The sequence below is a fragment of the Leclercia sp. LSNIH3 genome (genome assembly GCF_002935105.1).
Classification (GTDB): Bacteria; Pseudomonadota; Gammaproteobacteria; order Enterobacterales; family Enterobacteriaceae; genus Enterobacter; species Enterobacter adecarboxylatus.
This window is the reverse complement of record NZ_CP026387.1, coordinates 2806134-2818286: the sequence shown is the minus strand read 5'-3', so window position 1 is coordinate 2818286 and position 12153 is coordinate 2806134. Positions and strand designations below refer to the sequence as shown.

Here is a 12153-nt window from a genome sequence, read left to right as displayed (position 1 = left end):
CGTTTCTTCTGGCTGGAGTTTTCCCCCATGCATTTTGATATCGACTGGCAGGAGGTCGATACCGTCCTGCTGGATATGGACGGTACGCTGCTCGATCTCGCGTTTGATAATCACTTCTGGCAAAAACTGGTGCCTGAGACCTACGGCGAGCAGCAGGGGATCTCCCCGGCAGAAGCACAGGAATTCATACGCCAGCAATATACCGCCGTACAACATACGCTAAACTGGTACTGCCTGGACTACTGGAGCGAACGCCTCGGTCTGGACATTTGCGCGATGACTACCGCTCAGGGTCCGCACGCCGTATTACGTGAAGATACCGTTCCCTTTCTCGATGCCCTGAAAGCGAGCGGCAAACGGCGCATACTGCTGACCAACGCGCATCCACATAATCTGGCGGTGAAGCTGGAACATACCGGACTGGCCTCACACCTTGATTTATTACTTTCCACCCACACATTTGGTTATCCGAAAGAGGATCAGCGATTGTGGCAGGCGGTGGCAGAAGAGACCGGCCTGCAGCCAGAAAGAACGGTGTTCATTGATGACAGCGAACCGATTCTGGATGCGGCGGCAACCTTTGGCATTCGTTATTGCCTTGGCGTAACGAATCCTGATTCTGGCCTGGCTGAAAAGAGCTATCTGCGGCATCCGGGGCTGAACGACTATCGCCGGATGATCCCCTCACTCACCGTGAAGGAGAAGCCATGAAAGAAAAACCCTCCGAAGGGGTAAGACTGGACAAATGGCTGTGGGCTGCCCGCTTTTACAAAACGCGCGCCCTCGCCCGGGAAATGATTGAAGGCGGCAAAGTGCATTACAACGGGCAGCGCAGCAAACCGAGCAAGCTCGTGGAGCTGAACGCCACCCTGACCCTGCGTCAGGGCAACGACGAACGAACGGTGATTGTGAAAAACATCACCGAACAGCGTCGCCCGGCAACGGAAGCCAGCACCCTGTATGAAGAGACGGCCGAAAGCGTTGAAAAACGCGAGAAAATGGCGCAGGCGCGCAAGCTGAATGCCCTGACCATGCCGCACCCCGACAGGCGACCGGACAAGAAAGAACGACGCGATCTGATTAAATTTAAAAATGGCGAGAATGAGTGATTCTTGCTGAACGAGAGATGACTATGGCCCAACACGACCAATTACACCGCTATCTGTTTGAACAATTTGCCGTTCGCGGCGAGCTGGTGACGGTATCCGAAACCTGGAAACAGATCCTGGAAAACCATAACTACCCGCAACCGGTGAAAGCCGTGCTGGGCGAGCTGCTGGTTGCCACCAGCCTGCTGACCGCCACCCTGAAATTTGCCGGTGACATCACCGTGCAACTCCAGGGCGATGGCCCGATGAGCCTGGCGGTGATCAACGGCAATAACCAGCAGCAGATGCGCGGCGTGGCGCGCGTACAGGGCGAGATCCCGGAAGACGCAGATCTGAAAACGCTGGTCGGCAACGGCTACCTGGTGATCACCATCTCTCCTGAAGAGGGTGAACGCTATCAGGGCGTGGTCGGTCTGGAAGGCGACACCCTGGCGGCCTGCCTGGAAGATTACTTCATGCGTTCTGAACAGCTGCCGACACGTCTGTTTATCCGCACCGGCGAAGTTGACGGCCAGCCGGCCGCAGGCGGTATGCTGCTGCAGGTGCTGCCAGCCCAGAATGCGCAGAGCGACGATTTCGATCACCTGGCGACGCTGACCGAAACCATCAAAGCTGAAGAGCTGTTCACCCTGCCGGCGAACGAAGTGCTGTGGCGTCTGTACCACGAAGAAGAGGTCACGCTGTACGATCCGCAGGACGTAGAGTTCAAATGCACCTGTTCCCGTGAACGCTGCGCGGGTGCGCTGAAAACCCTGCCGGATGAAGAGATCGACAGCATCCTGGCGGAAGATGGCGAGATCGACATGCACTGCGACTACTGCGGTTCGCATTACGTCTTTAACGCGATGGATATTGCCGAGATCCGTAACAACGCCTCCCCGGCCGATCCTCAGCTGCACTAAGTCTCCCCTGAACTGCCCTCTTCCGAGGGCAGTTGTTTTTCCCCTTCGCCCGGCTACCCTTTCTTTTTGTTCACTATTCTTTCCGCCCCGGCTGAATCGTTATCAGTGATGTAAGGCTTACGTAATTTTCTTTCATGTATGCGCTTACACTCACATTATCGTAGTTAAATTTACCGCCAATTAACCTTTTCAGAACATTTTCGCCAACCAAAAAGTGATTCCTGCCATAATCTGCTCCGCGAAGTGACAGGAGTCACAGCGTTTTCCGTCATAAAGGGTTTTTGTCCAGATACGCAAATCTATGAGCCCGGTCGCGGTTAACATTCGAGGAAAAACCCTACAATTTCGAGCAGTATATATTGGCTAAGGAGCAGTGATATGCGTGTTAATGGTTTAACCCCGCAGGATCTCAAGGCTTATGGTATCAACGACGCTCACGATATCGTCTACAACCCCGATTACGATACGCTGTATCAGGAAGAGCTGAACCCAGCGCTGGAAGGATACGAACGCGGTATATTGACGACCACCGGTGCTATCGCTGTCGATACCGGTATCTTTACCGGCCGCTCGCCGAAAGATAAGTACATTGTCCGTGACGACACCACCCGCGACACCCTGTGGTGGTCCGATAATGGCAAAGGGAAGAACGACAACAAAGCGATCTCCCCGGAAACCTGGCAGCAGCTGAAAACCCTCGTCACCCAACAACTTTCCGGCAAGCGTCTGTTTATTATTGATGCTTACTGCGGCGCTAACGCTGATACCCGTCTTTCCGTCCGCTTTATTACCGAAGTCGCCTGGCAGGCGCATTTCGTGAAGAACATGTTCATTCGCCCCACCGAGGAAGAGCTGCAAAGCTTCAAACCTGACTTTGTGGTGATGAACGGTGCGAAGTGCACTAACCCGAACTGGAAAGCCCAGGGGCTGAACTCGGAAAACTTTGTCGCCTTTAACCTGACGGAACGTATCCAGCTGATCGGCGGCACATGGTACGGCGGCGAAATGAAGAAAGGGATGTTCTCGGTAATGAACTACCTGCTGCCATTACAGGGCATTGCGTCGATGCACTGCTCGGCGAACGTCGGAGAGAAAGGTGACGTGGCTGTGTTCTTCGGCCTGTCCGGCACCGGTAAAACCACCCTCTCCACCGACCCGAAACGCCGCCTGATTGGCGACGACGAGCATGGCTGGGATGATGACGGCGTGTTCAACTTCGAAGGCGGCTGTTACGCCAAGACCATTCGTCTGTCGCCAGAAGCAGAGCCGGATATCTATCAGGCTATCCGCCGCGATGCGCTGCTGGAGAACGTGACGGTACGTGCCGACGGTACGGTCGATTTTGACGATGCGTCAAAAACCGAGAACACCCGCGTCAGCTATCCGATCTACCACATCGACAACATCGTTAAGCCGGTGTCGAAAGCAGGCCACGCAACCAAGGTGATCTTCCTCACCGCCGATGCGTTTGGCGTGCTGCCGCCGGTTTCACGCCTGACCGCCAGCCAGACCCAGTATCACTTCCTCTCCGGTTTTACCGCCAAGCTGGCCGGGACCGAGCGCGGTGTGACTGAGCCAACGCCAACCTTCTCTGCCTGCTTCGGCGCAGCTTTCCTGTCGCTGCACCCGACGCAGTACGCCGAAGTGCTGGTGAAACGCATGCAGGCCGCGGGTGCCCAGGCGTATCTGGTGAACACCGGCTGGAACGGCACCGGCAAACGTATCTCAATCAAAGATACCCGCGCCATTATCGACGCCATTCTTAACGGTTCGCTGGATGATGCGGAAACCTTTACCCTGCCGATGTTCGATCTGGCGATCCCGACCGAACTGCCGGGCGTGGACAGCCATATCCTCGATCCGCGCAACACCTACGCCTCCCCGGAGCAGTGGCAGGAAAAAGCCTCTCAGCTCGCGAAGCTGTTCGTGGAAAACTTTGAGAAGTACACCGATACGCCAGCAGGTGCGGCACTGGTAAGTGCAGGGCCAAGATAAACGCAAAACGGCAACCGAGGTTGCCGTTTTTCATGTTTGTGCCCACTGGGTGAGGATCGGGGTGAGGCCATCAGGCCGCACCCCGTTTTTTTAACTCTCTTTCACCTGTCCACGCGAAAACGGAACCGGCAGCCATGCGCGGATACTTAACCCGCCTCGCTCGCTGGTACCAATCTCCAGCAGACCGTTATGGTTATCCACAATACGCTGAACAATCGCCAGACCTAACCCGGTGCCGCTGGTGCTGCGCGCGCTGTCGCCACGGACAAACGGCTGGAAGAGATGTTTGCGCTGCTCCGGTTTAATGCCGGGGCCATCGTCTTCCACCTGGAACCAGGCGCGGCTCAGCTCCGAGCCGCTGCTGACCTTGATCCAGCCATTGCCGTAGCGGGCGGCGTTAACCACCATATTCGCCACTGCACGCTTAATGGAAAGAGGATGCATGCGCACGGTGATATCACCCGGCTGCAGGTCGGTTTCGATCTCACGCTCGTAACCGCTCTCTGCCGCCACCACTTCGCCCAGTACCGCGTTAAGATCCGCGACCTCCATCGGCATCTCCTGCCCGGTGCGCAGGTAGTCGATGAACTGCTCGATAATGGCGTTGCACTCTTCGATGTCCTTGTTGATGGACTCCGCCAGATAGCCGTCTTCTTCGCCCATCATCTCGGTCGCCAGGCGAATACGCGTCAGCGGAGTACGCAGGTCATGGCTGACCCCGGCCATCAACAGGGTACGGTCATCCGCCAACTGCTTAACGCCTGCCGCCATATGGTTGAAAGCGCGTGTTACCGAGCGCACTTCCGACGCACCGTATTCGCGCAGCGGAGGCGGGATAATGCCTTTACCGACCTGGAGCGCCGCATGCTCCAGGTCGACCAGCGGTCGGTTCTGGATACGGATAAACAGCCAGGCGCCGCCTATCGCCAGCAGCATAATCGCCAGGGTGTAACGGAACAGCGGCGAGAAGTCGCCCTGATGAATTTCGGTCAGCGGTACACGCACCCAGATGTTGGGTGAGAGCCAGGTTTTCAGCCAGACAACCGGCGAGCTTTTGTTGACCTCAACGCGCACTTCCGTCGGGCCGCCCAGCTGCTGCGCCATCTGCTGGCTAAGAAATTCGTAATGCTGTGCCCAGCGCAGGCCTGCGTCTTCCGCCGCTTCGTTGGAATAGAGCGATATCCCCAGCTCACGGTAGATTTCACGGCGAAACGCCGGTGGCACCACCAGCTGCGTGCCATCTTCCAGCTGCAGTTTATCGGTCATCAGCATACGTACTTCGTAGGCCAGGACCTTATTAAACTGCTGCAGGCTCGGCAGGATCGCAAAGTTCAGCACAACCAGGTAGGTCGTCACCAGGCTGACAAACAGCAGGGTGACGATCAGTAACAGGGTGCGGGCAAACGAGCTACGCGGCGAGAAACGCATTCGCCTCATGCTTTAGAGCCGTCCGGGACAAACACGTAGCCCAGACCCCAGACGGTCTGGATATAGCGCGGATGCGCCGGATCCTCTTCCACCATGCGACGCAGGCGGGAGATCTGTACGTCAATGGAACGCTCCATCGCGGAATATTCGCGGCCACGCGCCAGGTTCATCAGCTTATCGCGGGAGAGCGGCTCACGCGGGTGGCTGACTAAGGCTTTCAGCACCGCGAACTCACCGCTGGTCAGCGGCATCGGCTCATCTTCACGGAACATCTCGCGGGTGCCGAGGTTCAGCTTAAACTTACCAAAGGCGATCACCGCCTCTTCCTGGGACGGCGCGCCCGGCAGTTCATTCGCCTGGCGACGCAGTACGGCGCGGATACGCGCCAGCAGCTCACGCGGGTTAAACGGCTTTGGAATGTAGTCGTCGGCACCAATTTCCAGGCCGACGATACGGTCAACTTCTTCCCCTTTCGCCGTTACCATAATGATCGGCATCGGGTTGCTTTGGCTACGCAGACGGCGGCAGATGGAGAGCCCATCTTCGCCCGGCAGCATCAGATCCAGCACCATCAGGTGGAAGGATTCACGGGTTAACAGGCGATCCATCTGTTCGGCGTTGGCAACGCTACGAACCTGGAAGCCCTGCTCGGTCAGATAACGCTCAAGCAGCGCACGCAGGCGCATGTCGTCATCCACCACCAGAATCTTATAATTCTCTTGCATCGTCAGTACTCCCAAAGGTTCGGATAATCTTGAACAGCGTATTCTAAAAAAGTGCGCGTCCACGACCAGCTAATTCTGGTATAAATTCTAGTCGAAATTGTTACAAAGCATATTTTACAGCAGCTTATCTGCACAATCCGTCACAGAACGCATTATTAATCTTGTCTGATAAGCTAAGTGATACGTAATGTGCGCAAGGTATGCAACCTAAGTCGTAAGGCCAGAGTATGAAAACGCCCCTGATCACCCGCGAAGGGTACGAAAATCTGAAGAAAGAGATGGACACGCTGTGGCGGGAAGAGCGCCCGGAGGTGACGAAAAAAGTGACCTGGGCTGCGAGCCTGGGTGACCGTAGTGAAAACGCCGACTACCAGTACAACAAAAAACGGCTACGCGAAATCGACCGCCGGGTGCGGTATCTGACCAAATGCCTTGAGAACCTGAAAATCGTCGATTACTCCCCGCAGCAGGAGGGCAAAGTCTTCTTCGGCGCGTGGGTGGAGATCGAAAACGACGATGGCGATCTCAAGCGCTTTCGTATCGTCGGCTACGATGAAATTTTTGGTCGTAAGGATTACATCTCCATCGACTCGCCAATGGCGCGGGCGCTGCTGAAAAAAGAGGTCGGCGATCTGGCCATCGTGCATACCCCAGCCGGGGAAGCGACCTGGTATGTGAATGCCATCGACTATGTGAAATAACCCGCAAGAACAATCCGAGAGCCTGGCGCGGCGGCTGGCATTTTGCCGCCTCAATCCGTATAACTATCCCCTGATTTTTCGACCCACAAGATGAAATAGCCATGATGAAAGATTCGCTCTGCCGCATTATTGCGGGTGAACTTCAGGCAAGGGCTGAACAGGTAGAAGCTGCCGTTCGCCTGCTTGATGAAGGGAACACCGTGCCGTTTATCGCACGTTATCGTAAGGAAGTGACTGGCGGTCTGGATGATACGCAGCTGCGTAACCTGGAAACCCGCCTTGGCTATCTGCGTGAACTGGAAGACAGGCGTCAGGCGATCCTGAAATCCATCAGTGAACAGGGGAAGCTGACCGACGATCTGGCAAAAGCCATCAACGGCACCCTGAATAAAACCGAGCTCGAAGACCTCTACCTGCCGTACAAACAAAAACGCCGCACCCGCGGACAGATCGCCATTGAAGCTGGCCTGGCGCCGCTGGCGGATCTGCTGTGGACGACGCCGTCCCACGACCCGGAAACCGAAGCCGCGAAATTTATCGATGCCGATAAAGGCGTGGCCGACACGAAAGCCGCCCTCGATGGCGCACGCTACATTCTGATGGAGCGCTTTGCCGAAGACGCCGCGCTGCTGGCAAAAGTCCGTGATTATCTGTGGAAGAACGCCCATATCGTCTCCACTGTAGTGGCGGGTAAAGAGGAAGAAGGGGCGAAATTCCGCGATTACTTCGATCATCATGAGCCGATCTCAACCACCCCTTCTCACCGCGCACTGGCAATGTTCCGTGGCCGCAATGAAGGTGTGTTGCAGCTTTCCCTGAATGCCGACCCGCAGTTCGACGAGCCGCCGAAAGAGAGCCACGGCGAGCAGATCATTATCGATCATCTCGGCCTGCGCCTGAACAATGCCCCGGCAGACAGCTGGCGCAAAGGGGTCGTGAGCTGGACGTGGCGTATCAAGGTGCTGATGCATCTTGAAACCGAACTGATGGGCACCGTGCGCGAGCGCGCCGAAGATGAAGCGATCAACGTCTTTGCCCGTAACCTGCACGATCTGCTGATGGCCGCTCCGGCGGGCCTGCGCGCCACAATGGGTCTCGATCCGGGCCTGCGTACCGGCGTGAAAGTGGCCGTGGTGGATGGCACCGGCAAGCTGGTCGCGACCGACACCATTTATCCGCATACCGGTCAGGCGGCAAAAGCCGCGGTGGCGGTGGCGGCACTGTGCGAGAAGCACAACGTCGAGCTGGTGGCGATCGGCAACGGCACCGCTTCACGTGAAACCGAGCGTTTCTTCCTCGACCTGCAAAAGCAGTTCCCGAAAGTGACGGCGCAAAAAGTGATTGTCAGCGAAGCGGGCGCGTCGGTGTACTCGGCGTCCGAGCTGGCCGCGCAGGAGTTCCCGGATCTGGACGTTTCCCTACGCGGGGCGGTCTCTATCGCCCGCCGTCTGCAGGATCCGCTGGCCGAGCTGGTGAAGATCGATCCGAAATCCATTGGCGTGGGCCAGTACCAGCATGACGTCAGCCAGACACAGCTGGCGCGCAAGCTGGATGCGGTGGTGGAAGACTGCGTAAACGCCGTCGGCGTTGACCTGAACACCGCTTCCGTCGCGCTGCTGACTCGCGTGGCGGGCTTAACCCGAATGATGGCGCAGAATATCGTCGCCTGGCGCGATGAAAACGGTCAGTTCCAGAATCGCCAGCAGCTGCTGAAGGTGAGCCGTCTCGGGCCGAAAGCGTTCGAACAGTGCGCGGGCTTCCTGCGTATCAACCACGGCGACAACCCGCTGGATGCCTCTACCGTTCACCCGGAAGCTTATCCAGTTGTCGAGCGTATTCTGGCTGCGACCCAGCAGGCATTGAAGACGCTGATGGGCAACAGCAGCGAACTGCGTAACCTGAAAGCGGTTGATTTCACCGACGAACAGTTTGGTGTGCCCACAGTAACCGACATCATCAAAGAGCTGGAGAAACCAGGCCGCGACCCGCGTCCAGAGTTTAAAACCGCGACCTTTGCCGATGGCGTTGAAACCATGAACGACCTGTTGCCGGGCATGGTGCTGGAAGGCGCAGTCACCAACGTCACTAACTTTGGTGCCTTTGTCGATATCGGCGTGCATCAGGATGGTCTGGTCCATATCTCCTCCCTGGCCGACAAGTTCGTGGAAGACCCACATACCGTGGTGAAAGCCGGTGATATCGTGAAGGTGAAAGTGCTGGAAGTGGATCTGCAGCGCAAGCGTATCGCCCTGACCATGCGTCTGGACGAGCAGCCTGGCGAGACCAACGCCCGTCGTGGCGGCGGTAACAGCGATGCGCGTCAGCAGCAGCGTCCTGCGGCGAAACCGCGCGGGCGTGAAGCACAGCCATCCGGTAACAGCGCGATGATGGATGCGCTGGCGGCAGCGATGGGTAAAAAACGCTAAATACCCTTTCCCTCACCCTGACCCTCTCCTTTTGAAAGAGGGCTGGGGTGAGGGGAAATTCCTCTCGATCGTTAATAACTACTATTAGCAGCAAATATAAAACCATTCATCATCAGTTTATTAACAAATACCCGTTTCACTTCTTCCGTAAATATTGAGCAAGGTCAATCAGCCCGCAAATTAATAGCCCTGGCTACATTCCGTCACATATTTCATATTGAAGACAGAAACCATTCTCATTACCATTGTGCCTGTTGATTATTTAACCGTTCGTTAAGCAGGCACTATGCAATTCACTCCAGCCAGCGCGTGGAAAATTACCGGCTTCACCCGCGAAATAAGCCCGGCCTATCGCCAAAAACTGCTCTCTTTAGGAATGCTCCCCGGCTCCTCTTTCCAGGTGGTGCGCGTTGCGCCTCTGGGCGATCCGGTGCATATCGAAACCCGACGTGTGAATCTGGTTCTGCGTAAGAAAGATCTCGCCTTAATAGAAATAGAAGCCCTGTCTCAATAACACGCCAGCTCCCGCAGCGAGTCGAATAGAATGAAAAAATTAACCATTGGCTTAATTGGTAATCCGAATTCCGGCAAGACCACGTTATTTAATCAGCTTACCGGCGCGCGTCAGCGAGTGGGTAACTGGGCGGGTGTCACGGTCGAACGTAAAGAAGGCCAGTTTGCGACAACTGATAATCAGGTCACCCTCGTCGATCTGCCCGGCACCTACTCATTAACTACCATTTCCTCTCAGACTTCGCTGGATGAGCAGATCGCCTGCCACTACATTCTGAGCGGTGACGCCGACCTGCTGATCAACGTAGTGGATGCCTCCAACCTTGAGCGAAACCTCTATCTGACGTTACAGCTGCTGGAGCTGGGTATCCCCTGCGTGGTGGCGCTGAACATGCTCGATATTGCGGAAAAGCAGCAGATCCGTATCGACGTCGATGCCCTCTCCGCCCGCCTGGGCTGCCCGGTGGTGCCGCTGGTCTCCACCCGCGCGCGCGGCATTGATGCGCTCAAGCTGGCGATTGACCGCCACAGCCGCAATACCGACGTGGAGCTGGTGCACTACGCCCAGCCGCTGTTGCGGGAAGCCGGGATCCTTGCTCAGGAGATGGCGCACAGCATGCCGTTCAAACAGCGTCACTGGCTCGGCCTGCAGATGCTGGAAGGCGATATCTACAGCCGCGCCTATGCCGGTAATGCCGCGCAGTATCTGGATGCCTCCCTTGCGCGGTTGAACGATGAACTGGACGACCCGGCCCTGCACATTGCCGATGCCCGCTATCAGAGCATCGCCGCCATTTGCGACGTAGCCAGCAACGCCCTCACCGCCGAGCCAAGCCGCTTTACCCGGGCGATGGACTCCGTGATCCTCAACCGTTTTCTCGGCCTGCCGGTGTTCCTGCTGGTGATGTACGTGATGTTCCTGCTCGCCATCAACATCGGCGGCGCACTGCAGCCGCTGTTTGATGTCGGATCCGTGGCAATCTTTATTCACGGCATTCAGTGGCTGGGCTACACCCTGCACCTGCCGGATTGGTTGACCATTTTCCTGGCCCAGGGGCTGGGCGGCGGGATCAACACCGTGCTGCCGCTGGTGCCACAAATCGGCATGATGTATCTGTTCCTCTCGTTCCTTGAGGACTCCGGCTACATGGCCCGCGCGGCCTTCGTCATGGATCGTCTGATGCAGGCCCTCGGTCTGCCGGGTAAATCGTTCGTGCCGCTGATTGTCGGCTTCGGCTGCAACGTGCCGTCAGTCATGGGTGCCCGCACCCTTGATGCGCCACGCGAACGTCTGATGACCATCATGATGGCGCCGTTTATGTCCTGCGGTGCCCGGCTGGCGATCTTCGCAGTGTTTGCCGCGGCCTTCTTCGGCCAGGAGGGGGCGCTGGCGGTCTTCTCACTGTATGTGCTGGGCATCGTGATGGCGATCCTCACCGGCCTGATGCTCAAACACACCATCATGCGCGGTGAAGCCACGCCGTTCGTCATGGAGCTGCCGGTCTACCACGTTCCACACCTGAAGAGCCTGCTGATCCAGACCTGGCAGCGGCTGAAAGGCTTTGTCCTGCGGGCAGGTAAAGTGATTGTGGTGGTCAGTATCTTCCTCAGCGCGCTGAACAGCTTTACGCTCAGCGGCCAGGCGGCGGATAACATTAATGACTCAGCGCTGGCCTCCGTCAGCCGGGTGATCACGCCGCTGTTCAAGCCGATTGGCGTCCATGAAGACAACTGGCAGGCCACCGTCGGGCTGTTTACCGGCGCGATGGCGAAGGAGGTGGTGGTCGGCACGCTGAACACCCTCTACACCGCAGAAAATATTCAGGAAGAGGAGTTTAACCCGGCAGATTTCCATCTCGGGGACGAACTGTTCAGCGCAGTGGATGACACCTGGCAGAGCCTGAAAGACACGTTCAGCCTGAGCGTCCTGGCGAACCCGATTGAAGCCAGCAAAGGCGACGGGGAGATGGGAACCGGTGCCATGGGCGTGATGAGCGAGAAGTTTGGCAGCGCCTCGGCGGCCTACAGCTACCTGATCTTCGTCCTGCTCTACATTCCGTGCATCTCGGTGATGGGGGCCATTGCCCGCGAGTCGAGCCGCGGCTGGATGGGATTCTCGGTTCTGTGGGGGCTGAATATCGCTTACTCGCTGGCAACGGTGTACTACCAGACGGTCAATTTTAGCCAGCATCCCCACTACAGCCTGATCTGTATCCTGGCGGTAGTGCTGTTTAACGTGGTGGTGATGGGCCTGTTGCGCCGGGCGCGCAGCCGCGTGGACGTCAACCTGCTGGCGAAAGGCAGAACCGCAGCGGCCTGCTGCGACAGCCCGGCCCGCGACTGTCATTAGGAGG

10 protein-coding genes are annotated in these 12153 nt (G+C 57.1%); 8 read left to right on the top strand and 2 right to left on the bottom strand.

Translation table 11 applies throughout. The features are described 5' to 3' along the window. Positions 1–27 precede the first annotated feature (27 nt). The 4 genes from yrfG (at position 28) to pckA (ending at position 4006) form a co-directional block, all read left to right on the top strand. Positions 28–711 carry a GMP/IMP nucleotidase gene (yrfG, locus tag C3F35_RS13565; RefSeq protein ID WP_032614813.1) on the top strand — a complete coding sequence of 228 codons (684 nt, stop codon included), beginning with the start codon at positions 28–30 and terminating at the stop codon, positions 709–711. Beyond that, positions 708–1109 (top strand): ribosome-associated heat shock protein Hsp15, encoded by a 402-nt coding sequence (gene hslR / locus C3F35_RS13560; RefSeq protein ID WP_032614815.1) that lies wholly within the window; start codon positions 708–710, stop codon positions 1107–1109. The genes yrfG and hslR overlap by 4 nt, the downstream gene beginning before the upstream one ends. A gap of 23 nt (positions 1110–1132) precedes the next feature. Continuing rightward, on the top strand, positions 1133–2011 hold the full coding sequence (gene hslO / locus C3F35_RS13555; protein WP_032614817.1) for an Hsp33 family molecular chaperone HslO: 879 nt from the start codon (positions 1133–1135) through the stop codon (positions 2009–2011). A 378-nt stretch (positions 2012–2389) separates the two neighbouring features. Next, positions 2390–4006 carry a phosphoenolpyruvate carboxykinase (ATP) gene (gene pckA, locus C3F35_RS13550; RefSeq protein ID WP_032614819.1) on the top strand — a complete coding sequence of 539 codons (1617 nt, stop codon included), beginning with the start codon at positions 2390–2392 and terminating at the stop codon, positions 4004–4006. Positions 4007–4096: 90 nt separating this feature from the next. Here the strand turns inward: pckA and envZ are convergent, their stop codons facing one another. Next, on the bottom strand, positions 4097–5443 hold the full coding sequence (gene envZ / locus C3F35_RS13545) for a two-component system sensor histidine kinase EnvZ (protein WP_032614822.1): 1347 nt from the start codon (positions 5441–5443) through the stop codon (positions 4097–4099). Next, the gene (gene ompR, locus C3F35_RS13540) at positions 5440–6159 is read right to left on the bottom strand and encodes an osmolarity response regulator transcription factor OmpR (RefSeq protein WP_001157751.1); all 720 of its coding nucleotides are present in this window, start codon (positions 6157–6159) and stop codon (positions 5440–5442) included. The genes envZ and ompR overlap by 4 nt, the downstream gene beginning before the upstream one ends. Before the next feature lie 227 nt (positions 6160–6386). Here ompR and greB point away from each other — a divergent pair, with 227 nt between their 5' ends. The 4 genes from greB (at position 6387) to feoB (ending at position 12149) form a co-directional block, all read left to right on the top strand. Continuing rightward, complete coding sequence (greB, locus tag C3F35_RS13535; RefSeq protein ID WP_032614824.1) at positions 6387–6860, top strand: transcription elongation factor GreB; 474 nt, start codon at positions 6387–6389, stop codon at positions 6858–6860. Between the two features lie 101 nt (positions 6861–6961). Then, complete coding sequence (locus C3F35_RS13530; protein ID WP_059307046.1) at positions 6962–9286, top strand: Tex family protein; 2325 nt, start codon at positions 6962–6964, stop codon at positions 9284–9286. Positions 9287–9572: 286 nt separating this feature from the next. Then, positions 9573–9800, top strand: coding sequence for a ferrous iron transporter A (gene feoA / locus C3F35_RS13525; protein ID WP_032614828.1), 228 nt, complete (start codon positions 9573–9575; stop codon positions 9798–9800). A gap of 30 nt (positions 9801–9830) precedes the next feature. After that, on the top strand, positions 9831–12149 hold the full coding sequence (gene feoB / locus C3F35_RS13520) for a Fe(2+) transporter permease subunit FeoB (RefSeq protein ID WP_103793253.1): 2319 nt from the start codon (positions 9831–9833) through the stop codon (positions 12147–12149). Positions 12150–12153 lie beyond the last annotated feature (4 nt).

Excerpts from the sequence above, each read along its gene's own strand:
- C3F35_RS13530 (WP_059307046.1), top strand. The coding sequence starts at position 6,962 with ATGATGAAAGATTCGCTCTGCCGCATTATTGCGGGTGAACTTCAGGCA.
- hslO (WP_032614817.1), top strand. The coding sequence starts at position 1,133 with ATGGCCCAACACGACCAATTACACCGCTATCTGTTTGAACAATTTGCC.
- greB (WP_032614824.1), top strand. The coding sequence starts at position 6,387 with ATGAAAACGCCCCTGATCACCCGCGAAGGGTACGAAAATCTGAAGAAA.
- envZ (WP_032614822.1), bottom strand. The coding sequence starts at position 5,443 with ATGAGGCGAATGCGTTTCTCGCCGCGTAGCTCGTTTGCCCGCACCCTG.
- ompR (WP_001157751.1), bottom strand. The coding sequence starts at position 6,159 with ATGCAAGAGAATTATAAGATTCTGGTGGTGGATGACGACATGCGCCTG.
- pckA (WP_032614819.1), top strand. The coding sequence starts at position 2,390 with ATGCGTGTTAATGGTTTAACCCCGCAGGATCTCAAGGCTTATGGTATC.
- yrfG (WP_032614813.1), top strand. The coding sequence starts at position 28 with ATGCATTTTGATATCGACTGGCAGGAGGTCGATACCGTCCTGCTGGAT.
- feoB (WP_103793253.1), top strand. The coding sequence starts at position 9,831 with ATGAAAAAATTAACCATTGGCTTAATTGGTAATCCGAATTCCGGCAAG.
- hslR (WP_032614815.1), top strand. The coding sequence starts at position 708 with ATGAAAGAAAAACCCTCCGAAGGGGTAAGACTGGACAAATGGCTGTGG.
- feoA (WP_032614828.1), top strand. The coding sequence starts at position 9,573 with ATGCAATTCACTCCAGCCAGCGCGTGGAAAATTACCGGCTTCACCCGC.